Source organism: Nostoc sp. T09 (assembly GCF_002154695.1).
Classification (GTDB): domain Bacteria; phylum Cyanobacteriota; class Cyanobacteriia; order Cyanobacteriales; family Nostocaceae; genus Aulosira.
Window position 1 is genome coordinate 1 of sequence record NZ_MTAV01000164.1, and the last position, 15,921, is coordinate 15,921.

The 15,921-nt window shown below is 39.8% G+C and carries 11 protein-coding genes; 9 read left to right on the plus strand and 2 right to left on the minus strand.

Annotation, left to right across the window (positions count from 1 at the left end; genetic code table 11):
- The first annotated feature begins 190 nt into the window (after positions 1–190).
- The 3 genes from BV372_RS28180 (at position 191) to BV372_RS28190 (ending at position 3,459) form a co-directional block, all read left to right on the plus strand.
- The gene (locus BV372_RS28180; protein ID WP_086689785.1) at positions 191–859 is read left to right on the plus strand and encodes an HAD family hydrolase; all 669 of its coding nucleotides are present in this window, start codon (positions 191–193) and stop codon (positions 857–859) included.
- A gap of 41 nt (positions 860–900) precedes the next feature.
- On the plus strand, positions 901–1,725 hold the full coding sequence (locus BV372_RS28185) for a class I SAM-dependent methyltransferase (protein ID WP_086689786.1): 825 nt from the start codon (positions 901–903) through the stop codon (positions 1,723–1,725).
- 1,362 nt (positions 1,726–3,087) lie between these two features.
- Positions 3,088–3,459: a hypothetical protein gene (locus tag BV372_RS28190; RefSeq protein ID WP_086689787.1), complete on the plus strand. Its 372-nt coding sequence runs from the start codon at positions 3,088–3,090 to the stop codon at positions 3,457–3,459.
- A 223-nt stretch (positions 3,460–3,682) separates the two neighbouring features.
- Here the strand turns inward: BV372_RS28190 and BV372_RS28195 are convergent, their stop codons facing one another.
- Positions 3,683–7,726, minus strand: a complete 4,044-nt coding sequence (locus tag BV372_RS28195) for a HEAT repeat domain-containing protein (protein WP_086689788.1) — start codon at positions 7,724–7,726, stop codon at positions 3,683–3,685.
- 774 nt (positions 7,727–8,500) lie between these two features.
- Here BV372_RS28195 and BV372_RS28200 point away from each other — a divergent pair.
- On the plus strand, positions 8,501–9,268 hold the full coding sequence (locus BV372_RS28200) for a Uma2 family endonuclease (protein ID WP_086689789.1): 768 nt from the start codon (positions 8,501–8,503) through the stop codon (positions 9,266–9,268).
- A 4-nt stretch (positions 9,269–9,272) separates the two neighbouring features.
- Here the strand turns inward: BV372_RS28200 and BV372_RS28205 are convergent, their stop codons facing one another.
- Positions 9,273–10,667 carry a glycoside hydrolase 100 family protein gene (locus BV372_RS28205; protein ID WP_086689790.1) on the minus strand — a complete coding sequence of 465 codons (1,395 nt, stop codon included), beginning with the start codon at positions 10,665–10,667 and terminating at the stop codon, positions 9,273–9,275.
- Between the two features lie 342 nt (positions 10,668–11,009).
- Between BV372_RS28205 and BV372_RS28210 the strand changes: the two genes are divergently transcribed.
- The 5 genes from BV372_RS28210 to BV372_RS28225 all read left to right on the plus strand — a co-directional run bounded on the left by BV372_RS28210 (position 11,010) and on the right by BV372_RS28225 (position 15,818).
- Positions 11,010–11,933 (plus strand): phosphorylase, encoded by a 924-nt coding sequence (locus BV372_RS28210; RefSeq protein ID WP_086689791.1) that lies wholly within the window; start codon positions 11,010–11,012, stop codon positions 11,931–11,933.
- Between the two features lie 225 nt (positions 11,934–12,158).
- On the plus strand, positions 12,159–13,520 hold the full coding sequence (locus BV372_RS28215) for a cysteine desulfurase-like protein (protein ID WP_086689792.1): 1,362 nt from the start codon (positions 12,159–12,161) through the stop codon (positions 13,518–13,520).
- Positions 13,521–13,555: 35 nt separating this feature from the next.
- A complete protein-coding gene (locus tag BV372_RS35555) occupies positions 13,556–13,771 on the plus strand; it encodes a hypothetical protein (RefSeq protein ID WP_143845345.1) in 216 nt (71 codons plus the stop codon).
- 300 nt (positions 13,772–14,071) lie between these two features.
- Positions 14,072–15,313, plus strand: coding sequence for an amidohydrolase/deacetylase family metallohydrolase (locus BV372_RS28220; protein WP_086689793.1), 1,242 nt, complete (start codon positions 14,072–14,074; stop codon positions 15,311–15,313).
- A gap of 286 nt (positions 15,314–15,599) precedes the next feature.
- Positions 15,600–15,818: a hypothetical protein gene (locus BV372_RS28225; RefSeq protein WP_086689794.1), complete on the plus strand. Its 219-nt coding sequence runs from the start codon at positions 15,600–15,602 to the stop codon at positions 15,816–15,818.
- Positions 15,819–15,921: the final 103 nt, after the last annotated feature.

Below are 15,921 nucleotides of genomic sequence, written 5' to 3' on the forward strand. Positions count from 1 at the left end.
TGCACAACTTTAGGCTTGCCACGCCACTACGATTTAAGCTTTACTTTATAAATAACCTCTTAACGCGAATATTTTTATTTTTCCTCTGTCTAGAGTGGCAAAACAACTATTATCTCTCTGGCGCGATGATTTAACAACCTGGTAATAGAATAATTAGCTATTTTGAATTCATATTAGTAGGAAATTGACGATGGGATTGCAAGCAGTGCTTTTAGATATTGATGGGACGCTTGTCTTAAGCAATGATGCTCACGCTCAATCTTGGGTTGATACATTTAGAGAATTTGGTTATGATGTCTCGTTTGAGCAAGTACGACCATTAATTGGTATGGGTGGAGATCAACTGATACCAAGAGTAGTACCTGGACTTACGGATGAAGAAGGCGATGGAAAAGCGATCGCTCAACGACGCAAAGAAATATTTCTCAACAACTATGCACCAAAACTCTCACCAGCTAATGGTTCAAGGGAATTACTCCAGCATATGCAGCAGCTTGGTTTGCGGCTAATTGTTGCTAGTTCAGCTTCAAATCAAGAAATGGAGGTGCTGCTCAAAGTTGCTCAGATTGACGACTTAGTTCAAGAAACAACAACATCAAGCGATGCTGAAACGTCTAAACCAGCACCAGATATTGTGGAAGCAGCACTTAGTAAGCTTAAGATGGAGCCTAACCAAGTTTTGATGCTTGGTGATACACCTTACGATATTAAATCTGCGGGTACGGCTGGAGTTGGCTTAATTGCGCTGCGCTGTGGCGGCTTTGACGATTCCAGTTTGGCAGAAGCTAAAGCTATCTACAACGATCCTGCTGATTTGCTAGCAAACTATGGTGATTCACCATTGAGCAAAAATCCGTAAACAAGATAATAGATATTACGCATCTATTTAAAGCACAATCGATGGAAGACTTAAAACAAACAATCATTAGTTATTCCAGCAAAGACTTAGAACAGCGTAAAAATTGGTATTCTCCCGCAGCAGAGGCTTACAACAAAGCCAGACCTCGCTATCCCCAACATTTAATTAATCAAGTTGTAGAGGTTACTCAACTATCCTCTAAGTCAAAAATTCTGGAGGTGGGATGTGGCCCTGCAACGGCAACGGTTGCGTTTGCGCAATTGGGTTCTTCTATGATTTGTTTAGAACCCAACCCAGATTTTTTTCAGTTAGCTCAACACAATTGTCAACCTTATGCCAATGTCAAGATTGAGAACACATCTTTTGAAGAGTGGGCATTAGATACTCTTGAATTTGATGCAGTCTTAGCAGCAAGTTCTTTTCATTGGATATCACCAGAAGTAGGATATACCAAAGCAGCCAATGCTTTAAAAGCGGGAGGTTATTTAATTTTATTGTGGAATAAAGAACTACAACCCAGCTATAAAGTATATCAACGATTATCTGAAGTTTATCAATTATATGCTCCATTCCTTGATAGATATGAAGACAAAGAAACGCAAGAAAATATTTTAAGAGGATTGGGAAGCTTTGTAATTGATTCAGGAAAATTTAGCGACTTAAGATTTAGACAGATTACGTCTGAAGTCAGCTATACCGTTGATGAGTATTTAATGCTTTTAAATACTTACTCGCCTTACCTTAAGTTAGACCCACAAATTAAAGATGCCCTATTTGCAGCCTTGAGACAACGGATAGAAGATGAATTTCAAGGTAGTCTTCAGCTTGCATATATCTCTGCTTTTCATATTGCTCAAAAGCTGTAGTCCATTAAACTTTTCGCTTTAGTGTAACCCAACGGCAAATAAAGCAGGGGGAACCTCCACACCGCTTTTTACCTCCCCTACTGCCAAAAGCTTGATTAGTCGCCTACTCAAATGGATGGTTGTTGCTAAACATCGTGCTAGCGTACTGAGTGCGATCGCCAAACTAAAGCGTAAAAAACTCTATCTACATTAATGCCAACTTCAGCTAGTTAAAATTCTTTTGTATGTGCTTAAGCTTGCTGTGTTTTGCGGCAAGACAGCAATAGGCTGTAAATTACTAACAATTACTTGCACATCTGTTTTGGGAATGTTAACGCTGTTCAAGATAGGTTGGATTTGCTATCATCCAGTGCTTGAGAAAGGTCGTTAACTAATTTTTGCACAATTGTTTGTCAAGAATTAATTGTGTCTTGTGCTACTATTATTAACCGTATTTATACTCTATTTATTGTTTTCACTATTTTTTTCAAAAAAAATAGATATAAAAACTTGCCAATCCAAAAAAAAAGAGTAATTATAGACACGCACATGAACCACCTACTCAAGCTCAAACAATGAGGTGACAAAAATGATTTTTAATTTGAATGATGTTTTTCAAGTAGTCCTAATTGCTTGTGTTGCTAGTGCAATGTTATCTGCCGGAATTTGCTGGACATTGCCCAGACATAAAAAACTGGGGTATAATTCTCTGCCATAACATTGGCATTTATTACTAGAGGAACTCGGTTGGATTTCTCAATAGATGACCTACTGTTGAATTTTAATCACTATTACGCTGTTTTCCTATTGCCTGTCTCTACAAGTAAGTTCGCAAATTAGATAAGAGTGCTGTTGCAACAGCCTGTTTCGATAATTAGGCTAGTACAGCATGGCGTAAATAAACAGACCATAACAATGTTGCAAAAGCCCGGAATCCAATTCTTTTGACTTTTGACTTCCGCGCAGCGGTACTAGTGCGCTACGCGGGATTCAGAATTAATTGAAGAACCAAATGAAGATGAGCATTTAAGCTATTTTCATTTGGTTAGTTATTTCTGCCACACTGTAATAGTAGAGTTGAAGATTCTTGTTGTATATTTATGTCAGATGCAAGAAACATTCTTTGAGAACGAGATTTATTTTATTCAAGAAAATAGCATTAAATTTGTCATTATGTAGTGGAAAAGTTTGTGTTTTACAATTTTATTTAAACTTCATAGATTATTGTCATATTTACTTAAAATTAAGCTACATCTGTCACCTTTAATTAAGTAAGAAAAATTTTCTAAGCTCAAGTGTTTTCAACATTAGTTATTTTATTATCTAAATGTCATGCTTAATATAATCTAGTCTAAAAATTATTGATTTTAGGCACATATAGCTATGAAAAAATGTTTGTACGCAGCTTCAATTGTTCTGATTTTTTCTTTGTTAACAATACCAAGTGTTTTAGCTAAACCTAAATTAGATCGGGGTAACCCTAACGATAATTTCAATGGTAACCCTAATGTATCGGCAGAGAATTACAATTTACCAGAAGGAAATAATAATCGCTCTAATGCGGGAGGACGACTGCGCGGTCAAGAGCGAGCGGCTTATGTTCATTGCTTAAATGCCGCAAAAAAGAACCGTGAATATTCTGGAAGTAACAATTGCTCCCAAAACCAAATCTATGGGCAGGGAAGGAATAATATTCAACAATCGATTCAGAATAACTCGCCTATTAATGTTGCTCCTACACCAAAAGCAGAATAAGAGCCGTAGAAAATTCCATCCGATTTTGAATAGCATTTCGTACCGCTATGCTAGATGATTTTGGATTAAGCCCCCGTATTTATTTAGGGGCTTGGAAACACCAAAAGTCTAATTACGTTTTGAAAAAGATACATAAAATATTTAAAACCTCTCATTTTTAGATGAGAGGTTTTTCATTGGTAAGTAACTACGCAAAATTAATTACAGTCATTGTTTTTTCAATTTACTGGTCTAATTCTGCCAGTTTTTTCTGAGCAAACTCCCTGAGTTTCTCATCTGAATCATTATTTGCTCTGTCACGCAGCAATGGTAAAGTTTGGGGATGATGAGGATACTGTTTAATAATTATCTCCAGTGCGACTCGTCGGGGGTTGGTTTGCCAACTGTTGTGACGCTGAAAGGCATCATTGACAGCACAGTTGTAGAATACGTCAAACATCCCAGCTTGATTTTTAAAGTTGCGTGCTAATACTTGCACGGCTGTAAGTCGCACATGCCAACTATTATCAGCACTGGCGCAGTCTTTCAGGAAGCCTATGCTGTCAGTGTTATTTTTAAAGTTGCGTGCTAATTCCTCCACCGCTGTACGTCGCACATTCCAATGATTATCGTTAGTAGCATGATCTTTGAGAAAGCTAAAAATATCGGCATTATCTTTGAAGTTACGCGCCAATGCTTGCACAGATGCACGTCGTACATAGTGATTACTGTCAGCAGTAGCTAGGTCTTTCAGCAAGCCGATAATATTGGTGTCATTGTGAAAGTTGCGCGCTAATTCTTCCACGGCGATACGTCGCACATTCCAACTACGATCAGCAGTAGCGCGGTCTTTGAGCAAGCTGATGCTTTCGCTGTGATCTTGGAAATTGCGCGCTAATTCTTCTACGACTGTACCTCGCACATCCGCATCTTCATCAACAGTGGCACGGCATTTGAGAAAGTCTATGGTGCCATAATTATCTTTGAAGTTGCGTGCGAATACTTGCACTGCGGCTTGTCGTACATCCGAATCATCATCAGCAATGGCGCTGTCTTTGAGAAAGTCTATGGTGTCGGCGTGATCTGGAAAATTGCGCGCTATTTCTTCCACGACTGTACGTCGCACATGCCAACTCTCATCAGCAATCGCAAGATATTTCAAGAAGTGGATACTATTAGCATCATCTTGAAAGTTGCGCGCTACTGCTTGGATTGCAGCTTGTCGCACCAGCCAACTCTCATCAGCCGTAGCGCAGGATTTGAGAAAGCCTATGGTGTCGGCACGATCTTTAAAGTTATATGCTAATTCTTCTACGGCAGTACGTCGCACCTCTGCATCATCATCAAAAGTGGTTCGGTTTTTGAGGATGCTGAGGGTGTCAGCATGATTTGGAAAATTGCGTGCTAATGCTTGCACTGCGGTACGTCGCACATCTGCGTCATCATCAACAGTAGCGTGGTCTTGTAGAATGCCGATAGTGTCGGTATCATCTTGAAAGTGATGCGCCAATTCTGCCACAGCGGTACATCGCACATCCGAATCTTCATCTGCGATCGCCAAATCTTGCAGAATCCTGATGGTCTGAGTGTCATCTTGAAAGTACAGCACCAATTCTTTCACAGCAGCACATCGCACATCCGCATCCTCATCTGCGATCGCGCAGTTTTGCAGAATCCTGATGGTGCTGGTATGATTTTTAAAGTTTCGTGCTAATTCTTCCACGGCAGTACGCCGCACATCTGAATCCTCATCAACAATAGCACGGTCTTTCAGGAAGCAAATGGTGTCAGTATCATTTTTGAAGTTCCGTGCTAATTCTTCCACGGCTACACGTCGCACATTCCAACTTTGATCAAAAGTGGCGCAGTCTTTGAGAAAGCGGATGATCTCAGTGTCATCTTGAAAATTGCGTGCTAATTCTTCCACAGCAGCACGTCGCACATGCCAACTTTCATCAACAGTAGCGTGGTCTTTTAACCAAGATTTTATCTTCACGTCATCTTTCCAAGTAGTTGCAACTGCGGCAACTGCTTGGGTGCGAATTTCCGCAACTACTTTAATTTCTTCATCATCAAATAAGTGGTCGTAATAGTACCAAAGGTCATATTTAGTTAAATCTTTTAATTGCTCAAGTAATTTATTGGCAGTTGCTGCAATTACTAAGCGCTTTCTCACTTCTGCTAGGCATTTAGCAGCTAAAAATATGTTACTAAACTTTTCCTCCTCACCTTGTTGACAGATTAAGTACTCAATAACTGTACCCACAAATCCTGGCTCAATCATTCCCGCAATCAGCCGTAATACTTCATGCCAACTTTCATCTTGCCAGTGTTTGCCAAATACTTCATTTTTAAATTCTTCAAGTTGCAAAGTTTGCGTTTCTTTAAACTGCCAGACAAGCTCCCAAGCACAGAAATATTCCAAAAAAGTACGATGCACAAAAGCATAGTAATCCGCGCCCAAAAAACATAACATAAAGTTGCGAGTCCGCAATTGGATAATCAACCGCTTTGCTTTATCTCTGGCGTTACTGACTTCAATATTTTTCAAATATTCAATAAAAATTTTTTCTAAATTACTGGCACTAATTAAATTACCAGTTAACCCTTTTTTATTGGTTTGCATATAATATGCAACCTGGCGCAGCATTGCCTGTTTATCCTGATAATCAATGGTTATAAGAAGATGCCGTTCATTTACTAAAGCACGTTCTACATCCCATTTATATAGCAATAACTCTGAAGCTTTTTTATAAAGTTCTGCTCTATCTCTAGGTAGCTCCTGGTTACGATTGAGAATTGCCATCATAGTCAGCAGTAGAGGATTAACTGCCAATTCAGCAATAGCTTTTGATATATTAATCGCTCTTTGCAATCTTTCTTTTTTTCTCAATTTATCAGCCTCATCCTTGAAAGCTAAATCATGCCAGCGGTTGAGAAAATCTTGAATTTGCTCATTGTTTAAATCTTGCAGCATAAAGTGACGGAATTGTGCATCTCGTAAACGTTGTGGCTTGTACCCAATCACACGAGAAGTTACAATTACCTGTACATTAGGATACTCATTAGTAAAACGATGAATAGCTGTAATTACATCCTCACGTTTACCAGGATTAAACACCTCATCTAAACCATCAAACATCACCAACGCATTACCAGCCTTTAGCTGTGCCTGCAATTGATGCTGATTGAGATGAGAAATTGCACCCGGACTTTGATGGAAAAATTCTAAGAAATCTTTGCAATGTCCATCATCGTAATTTCTGATATAAGCGCGTAACTCAATTAGTAATGGAATTGGTAGTAAAGAAAATCCCGGTTTACTGAGTCGATCGAGAGTTTTTTCTACCCAATCTAACGCTAGGTATTGCAATAAAGTAGACTTGCCAGAACCAGGATCGCCTAATATGACTACATATTTATGAGTTTGCGGCTGAATGACAATATCCAACACCGAACGTATTGGTTGTTCAAGATAAACTCGTTTGTATTGTTCTAACTCTTCTAGATTAAATTCTTCTGCTTCTACTTGGTTACTTTCTTGCAGCCGCCGCAAATGTTCTTTAGGTAGTTCGTAAGCTTGGGGTAATACTTGGTGAACTTCTCGCACATTAGGAGGAATAAATAGGCTCCATAATCTCAGTTCGTTATAAGCATAACCGCTGGTATCTAAACTATCTAATTTTAAATTAACATAGCGCTCACGAATTGCTTCTTGATATTGACGTAAGTCAAAATTAGCAATGATTCCGGCTGTTTCTTGAGTATTTTTCTGGATGGCTGTGAAATTACGTGTATTTAGTAACTCTCGTAAATCTTCTGACTCAGAAATAATTTGGTGGCATTTTCTTAAATAACGATCCGTTACCAATTGCCAATTAAACTTAGCTGGTAAATTAGGTAGATTCAGATCTTGCCAAATACTTTCTAGAGTTTGGTAATCTAGCTCATCACAATTTGTATCAAAAGCCTGACCCAAGATTTCCTTAACAGACTGGTTGTAAATAAATTGCTTCAGAGGTTGATTAAATTTATTGATATCGTCATCAGCAAGCTTCCGAAACTTTAACTCTTCTTCAACCTGTTGCAGAAATTCTTGAAGCGCTTTAGCGACAGCTTGCTGAATTGGTGCTTGCTGAAATATTGTCGCAAAGTTTTTCAAGCGGCTTTTAAAAAAGTCTTTAGCATAGTCCTTAGCTATCTCTTTAGCAAAGTCTTCATTGAGAATAGCCTTGACAAGAAATCCTACAGCATTGTTTGCTACCAAGCCAATTATCCATTCCACCATAACACTCGCGCCTGTTAGAGATTTTGACTACGAGTATAGATACCAGCATTAGTAATTTTCTCAGATATCTGGGATATTAAATAAATATCGTATCCTGGGAAATATATCGCTTGTAAATACTCTTTTCTCTATTGTCAATGATGTTTTGTTAAAAATATAAGTTCCATTTTTTGTTATTTTAAGTACATGTTTTTTGCTCGTTATAAAACGAACCTGTTTTTTAGGGAACAAGCTTTGAACTCTTGGTAATTACTTAAGCAAAATCTCTTTCGTACTCTTGTTTGTACTATTGGGAATTTGTTGCGATTTTAATTGTGCGGAAGTTATATTAGTATCTTATTATCTAAAATATGTCTATAAAATAAATTATAAATTGCGTAGCAGACTTACCATTATATTTCAGTAGTGATGTGTAAGATTTTAAATAAATCTTCTAGTATCACATATCCTACTTAAAATTTTATCTGTTGATATGAATAAGTAAATACGGTGGGCATTGCCCACCCTACTTAAGCTTCAAGAGTAGGTAATTTTTTAAGTAAACTGGAATAATTTGTTTATCGCTACAAACAAAAATATACTAAAAATAATTGAAGCTTACCATTTAATATAGGTGTTTCCTTTGGATACTCAAGTATAGATTTGTGTTGAATTGTAATATTTTAAATGCACAAGAATGTAGATTTTCGTTAATTACATTTGTGTCTGATTTGCGTAATGTTCTGCTAAGTTACATAATAGAACTAAGCTTCATATCGTCAGAATTGGTTCACAATGTATCAAACTGATCCACCACGTTCCCCTAAAGAAGTATTACCTACAATGTATGATCTTCCTAGTGAAGATCCAGAGGAACCTGGTTTGCCAGATCAGTTTCATTTATTGCAACCTCGTTTGTTAGACGAAACTTTTCGTCCACCAAATTACCCAAGCGACCAAATTTTTGTTGCTAGCGATTTGAATCTTTATTATGACCCGCGCCATCCACTGTGGTACAAGCGACCAGATTGGTTTGCTGTTTTGGGTGTTTCTCGTCTTTACGAACAACGGGATTTACGCTTAAGTTATGTAATTTGGCAAGAGGGAATCGATCCTTTTATTGTGGTTGAGTTGCTTTCTCCTAGTACCGAAGAGGAAGACTTAGGGCAGACATTACGCAATATCGAGCAACCACCAGGAAAATGGGAAGTGTATGAGCGGATTCTGCGCGTTCCTTACTACGCTGTATTTGATCGTTATAAATATGAATTCAGAATGTTTAAGCTTGATGGTAGTAGTTATGTTGAGGTAGCACTACCTGAGTCCCGCTTCTGGATACCAGAATTACAATTAGGCTTGGGTGTCTGGCAAGGAAGCTATCAAGATGTAGAACAGCCTTGGTTACGCTGGTACGATCGCACAGGTAACTGGATATTAACTTCTACACAACAAGAAAGGCAACGAGCAGACCAGGAAAGACAGCGCGCTGAACAGGAAAGGCAACGCACAGAAAGATTAATCGCGCAATTAAAAGCGCTTGGTGTTGAACCCGATTTAGATTAGCTATTTAGTTTACGCAGGTAATCATATCAGGGTCTTTCTCAAAACTAATTAAGTTTAAATGAGCCGGATTGGCTACTAGCTCTTTTGCCATTAAGAACCCAGAGATAGTCCAAGTTTGATATTTTCTCGCTTCTTTTCCAATTAATCGCCCGTTTTTACCATCATAGTATTCTGGCCATTCGTCTTGGCTGAGGCGGCTTTGAGCTACATCAATGGCTTTGTTAGCAAGCTCTACCCTACCTGTTTTGAGAGCCGCAGCTACCAGCAACCAAAGTAATACAGGCCAATTACCCCCATTATGGTAAGACCAGGCTCTGTTTTTTGGGTCTGAGCCAGTAACAATTTTCCACTCTAGACCTTCTAGGGCCGGAAAACAAATTTTCATCGGCATAGAGCCAATCAAGTCATCCCAGCGTTGTTCTACGAGATTCATAATCTTTTGGGATTCTTCCTCACTCGCTAAGGAAACCAGAATTGCCATCAAGTTTCCCAAAGCAAAGAAGCGAAAATCTAACTGTGAAGGTCCCAAATTTCCTGCCAGATAGCCCCCAGTTTCTGGTAGCCATTCGGTTAACCAATTAGGAATAGACTCTGGATAAATATTGAACTTATTCGCAACTTCCTTACCAAATTCTTCGCCTTGATAGCGGTAAATCTCATTTAAGCGATTGATATCTATCCAATAATATTCTTTGACGTGGTATTCAAGGGCTGCCAAGCGTCGATTTATTGTATCAAGATGAACGCCACTATCATCCGGTAAAAGCAACTCACTCGCTGCTACTAAAGCTGCATAAAATAGCACCTGAATTTCTAAGGGATTGCCATAGACTCCCATGCGACGGTCAATCATAAAAGCACCGTCTGGAACTAACATTGTTGGGTACATGGCAAATCGATGCACTAAGCAGAAATCCAAAATTAGCTTGATACCCTGTTGAAATTCTGGCTGATAAGCTAAAGAAATATCTTTTGTCGCTTTCACATATGCCCGTAGCAAAATAATCCACCACAAACAAGAATCGACTGGTGGGACTCTGGCAATGGCATGTTCACCAAAATCAGCGATTAAAACTTGCTTCCCATCCACAATATCCACTTTAAAACTCGCTGGCATCAATCCTGGGCCTGGCTTAAAAAAGTCCATTTGCTTTTCGTGGCTTTGCAAGGCTAGAGTTTCTATTAAAAAATTGCGAACAATCTCTGTTTTTCCTTGCGTGAGAAAAAGCAGACCTGAAGTGATAAAGTCGCGAACAAAGCACTGGTCATAGTTAAGCGCGGCTCTTTGGCAGTCACGAGCCGCTACTGTGCCAATTGGGCGTTTCCTATAGAAAATAATTGAGTTTTCCAGTGTCCTCCAAGCTTCGGTAATGGAATCAGTTTTTACGCTTATAGGCATGAGCGAATTATCCTGTAGTACTTTACATTCAATAGCTAGCAGCGATGTCTCACGACAAGCCGCTTTGCGTCTACGCACTGTGGTACTGGTTACTGGGAATAGGAAAATTGGTCAACAGCCTCTATAAATAGAATGACTCAATAAATAAAGCCTGCCCTCATACCCCCGTATTAGTTATGAGGACGACATTGGTTAGGTACATACACGAACAGTTTTTTTCAGCACCACTCTCTGGTGGCTATTTTCAGGCTCAGTCAATCTATCATTGGTATAAAAGCAGTACAGGGCTGAGGAACATTGCTCTTCCTGCTAAAATATTTCACCGAGCCTCAAGGAAAAGATATGACACAAGGAAAAATATTGTTGCAACCTGGCACGTTATGGAAAAGTGTCATAGAACGTACTGAATCCGCTTGGAAATGCGGAGCCTTACTGTCGATACCGACGGAGTTTGAGTTTGTTGAGCAGGGTGGTGTGAGCTTTTTGGTTCGGATTTTGTCAAATCTTGTGCGCAAGGATGCAGCCAAGCAGAAACAGGCTCAACAAACTGCCTTATTAGGCAAGGATTTTAATCCGTTCTTACCTTACGATGAGGATTTATTTGTAGCAGATATTTCTGAGACTCATGTCTGTCTCTTAAATAAGTTCAACGTTGTTGACTATCATCTGTTGATTGTTACTCGCACCTTTGAAGAACAGGAAAGCTTACTGACTCTAGAAGATTTTGCCGCCATGTGGGCTTGTTTAGCTGAATACGATGGTTTGGCATTTTACAACGGTGGTCAAGTTGCAGGTGCTAGCCAGCGACACAAGCATTTGCAGGTTGTACCATTACCACTAACAACCTCAGAAGCAGCAATACCCATTGAGCCTTTGTTAGCAGAAGCAGAATTTCAAGGTGCTATTGCAACTATACCAGGGTTACCTTTTACACACGCTTTTGCACAACTAAATCCCGATTGGGCAGAGTCGCCACTTACAGCAGCGCAAACAACTTTGGAACTCTATCACGCCTTACTAACTGCCGTAGGTATAACCGCAGTTAACAGTAATAAACAATCTGGTGCTTACAATTTTTTAGCTACGCGAGAATGGATGTTAATTGTACCGCGATCGCAAGAAGAATTCGCGGCAATTTCTGTAAATTCATTAGGCTTTGCAGGTGCTTTACTAGTGCGAAATCAGGAACAAATGCAAATTCTCAAAGAACATGGGCCAATGAATATTCTTAAAAGTGTGGCGATACCGAGGCAAGCACAAGTGTAGAAACAAAATTTTTGTGTTAACTTGTGCAGCATAACTTGCCTGTAAAAACCCATAAATGCCCAATACGATTTTTGGCATTGTTTTAACAATTAGGTAAGGCACTATCAACGAATGGCACTAAGTTAAAAGTTTAGGTAAACGCGGAAAATTTTTCAGACTAATTCTCCTCGCCTCCCTGTGTCGGATCATCTGAGCGCCATTCGACTATCAACCCAGGAGATGATTATGCAGCACCTTGACTTGAAATGGATACGCGCCCAGTTTCCCGCACTCACACAAACAATCAACGGTGAACCTGTAATTTTTTGCGATGGCCCTGGTGGTACTCAAACACCAGGAGCAGTACTCGATGCCATCAGTGACTATTTGGTGAGGTCAAATGCCAATTCTCACGGAGCTTTTGCCACAAGTGTGCGTACAGATGCCCTGATTACGGCTGCTCGTGCTGCTAGTGCCGATTTACTCGGATGTCACAGTGATGAGGTGGTATTCGGTGCTAACATGACCACCCTGACCTTCAGCTTAAGTCGCGCTATTGGTCGGGAACTGCAAGCAGGTGATGAAATTATTGTGACGCGGCTTGACCATTACGCCAATGTTTCCCCTTGGTATGCATTAGAAGAAAAGGGTGTAATTGTTCGGGTTGTGGATTTCAACACCGAAGATTGCACCTTAGATATGGGTGAACTGGAACGGCAAATTAATCCACGCACAAAATTAGTAGCAGTTGGCTATGCCTCTAACGCAGTGGGGACAATTAATGATATACCCGCCGTAGTGCGCCTCGCCCATGCTGTTGGTGCTTGGGTATTTGTTGATGCAGTCCACTACGTGCCTCACGCTCCTATTAATGTTCACGCGTTGGGTTGTGATTTTTTGGCCTGTTCCGCTTACAAATTCTTCGGCCCCCACGTTGGGATTTTGTATGGCAAACGCGAACATCTTGCCAGTTTAACTCCATATAAAGTCAGACCTGCTCCTGATGATGCGCCAGCGCGTTGGGAAACAGGAACTTTGAATTTTGAAGGTTTAGCTGGAGTGGTAGCGGCGATTAACTATTTAACAAAACTCGGTTGTCATGTCTCACCTTCAGTTGACAGCGAGTTAATTTCCGCTTTAATCGAAGCTGATAAGGAAGGCTTAGAGAAATTCCACTGTCCCAGTTTCCTCACCTCACCAGAACAAGCAACACCTTCAATTACATCTGCTTATCACAGTCGCCGTGCTGCTTTGGTAGCAGCAATGTCAGCAATTCAACAATATGAAAGAGAATTGAGCCACAAACTTATTCCGGGATTGTTGGCGATTCCTGGTTTAAGCTTCTATGGCATTACCAACCAAGAGCGTTTTACTTCGCGGACACCAACAGTTGCATTCAGGCTAGCAGGACAAAGCCCCGAAAGTGTTGCCAAAGCATTAGGCGATCGCGGTATATTTTCTTGGCATGGTCATTTTTACGCGATCGGTGTGACTGAAAAGTTAGGCGTAGAAGCTACTGGTGGCTTAGTGCGGATTGGACTAACACACTACAACACAGTCGAGGAAATAGAGCGAGTGTTGCACGCTTTGAAAGAGATTGCTGGCTAAAATCGCTTATGCGATCGCATTGACCTGTAATTGAGTTGCATCGGTCTGCAATGCGATCGCATCGGCTTGTTATGTTAATGCATCGACCTGCAATGCGATCGCATCGGCTTGTTATATTAATGCATCGACCTGCAATACGATTGTATCGGCTTGTTATGTTAATGCATCGACATGCAATGCGATCGCATCGGCTTGTTATGTTAATGCATCGACCTGCAATGCGATTGTTTCGGATGACAATGTTATTGTAGGGGCACAGCATTGATAGATTGTCTGTTTTCCCAAAAGTCTGTGGATGCCGTGCCTTTACAACAGATATGGTATCAAGACGCGAAAACTGCATAAGCCCTCACGCCTCTGAAACAAATATCAGAGAAGCGAGTAATGTATTTGTCAATTCCTCGACTTATCTAATAAATAAATTGTTGTGCTTGCTAACTCTAGTAATTGCCTCCGTCGCCAGTAATTTTATTTATACTGAGAATTAAGAACTAATTTATTAAGCCGCCTCAGTTCAACAAAATGGAGTGTTTTAACTCCTGTGAGGTCTTATGAATACCAATTTAAATTTATACGATTTAGTCATCACAAATGGTTGGGTTATCGACCCTAGCCAATCTCTAAATGGAAATTTTGATATTGCTATCAATAACGGTAGAATTGTGGCAATTTCTCATCATTTACCTGCATACAAAGCTAAACAGACGATAGCAGCTAAAGGTTATCTAATTTGTCCTAAATTTATCGATCTACACGTTCATGTTTACGAGTGGATTACTACTTTTGGATTATCTGCTGATGACGTTGGAATAAATGCTGGTGTCACTACAGTTATCGATCAAGGTAGCAGTAGCGCTTTCACTTTTCCAGGCTTTAAATCCAACGTTGTTGAGCAAGCCAAAACGGATGTACGTTGCTTTCCTTTAGTTAACCATTTAGCAGCACAAGCTCTAGGAGATAGCGAATCAGGTTTAGAAAATCCGCAAAAAGTAGATATAGATCCACTAATACAGTTAGCTATAGAAAATCCACAGATTGTCCGTGGCTTTAAAGCTCATGCAGAATCAGGAACTATATCTCGCTGGGGTATGGGGGTTTTAGAATTAGCTCGTAAACTAGGCGATCGCACTAATTTACCTTTATATATTCACACAGGAGAATTATTTCCTGTAGTTGCAGCAAACCGACCTAACCCCGAAAAAATCGTAGAAAATGTATTGTCCTACATGAAGCCGGGAGATGTCATCGGTCACTGCTATAGTTGTCAACCAGATGGGGTAATGGGAACACGTACCACAGTTCCCAAGTGGCTAATTGCAGCAATTGAGCGAGGTGTACTTTTAGATTTAGGACACGGGCTACAATTTAGCTTTGATATTGCTCGGCGGATGATGGAACAAGGAGTATTACCTCACACTGTTAGTAGTGACGTTCACGGTGACTTTAATCGCGTTCACGATGACTCGCATTTGAACTACAGCCTGTGTGGTGCGCTTTCAAAACTCATGGCTTTGGGATTAGATTTAGAAAATGCGATCGCTACTGTCACAATTAACCCAGCGCGTGTTTTAAAGGCTGAAGCAGAAATTGGGACTTTACAAGTTGGTTCAGTTGCAGATATTTCCATACTAGAGTTAGTAGAGGGTGATTGCTTATTTTTTGACTCTCTCGGTCAGCAATTAGTAGCTAAACAAAAACTAGTTCCAGTATGGGTGGTGCGTTCAGGAGAATTGATTCAACCACATCGCCGTTTGCTACGGGATTTAGAAATTTATACTTTGACAAAAGCGTAATTGAATTAATTTAATAGTAATTTCTATCTGATTTTTGAAATATACATAGGGCAATGCCCAATCAGAACTAGGATATGGTGGGCAATGCCCACCATACACTTAACCTGCTTTGCATTAGTAATTTATATTATGCTTAGTGAGGCTGTTAGCGATCGCTAAATTTTGTAGTTTCTAAGTTGTTAAGTAATTATGCTTGTTTAAGTTAAATATTGTATTAGATTCTCATCTTTAACTATCAAGTCATTGATAATGAATTCTACTACATGACATCAAGGGGGATGGCTGTATGAAGACTATCAATGTGAAAACGACAGATGGTCATCGAGTTGAGATTAATCCTGCGGCAATTTCTGAAATAGTAGAAGTACAAAAAGAAGACCCAGGTTTCTTAGGTATATTTGGTTTCCAAGAAGGCAAGTATCAAGTATGCATGAGTGATGGACATACCTATGATATTGCACAGAGAGAACACGACAAATTGCAACAAGATATAACTTCTGTTTGAGTTAATATCTAGAAATTTTCTGATTTCTTACCCTGGAATATGTCCTTAGAGGATGTTTGAAAAGTTGGAAGTTAAGTAAAAAAAGCTCTCAGGGCATAAGCTG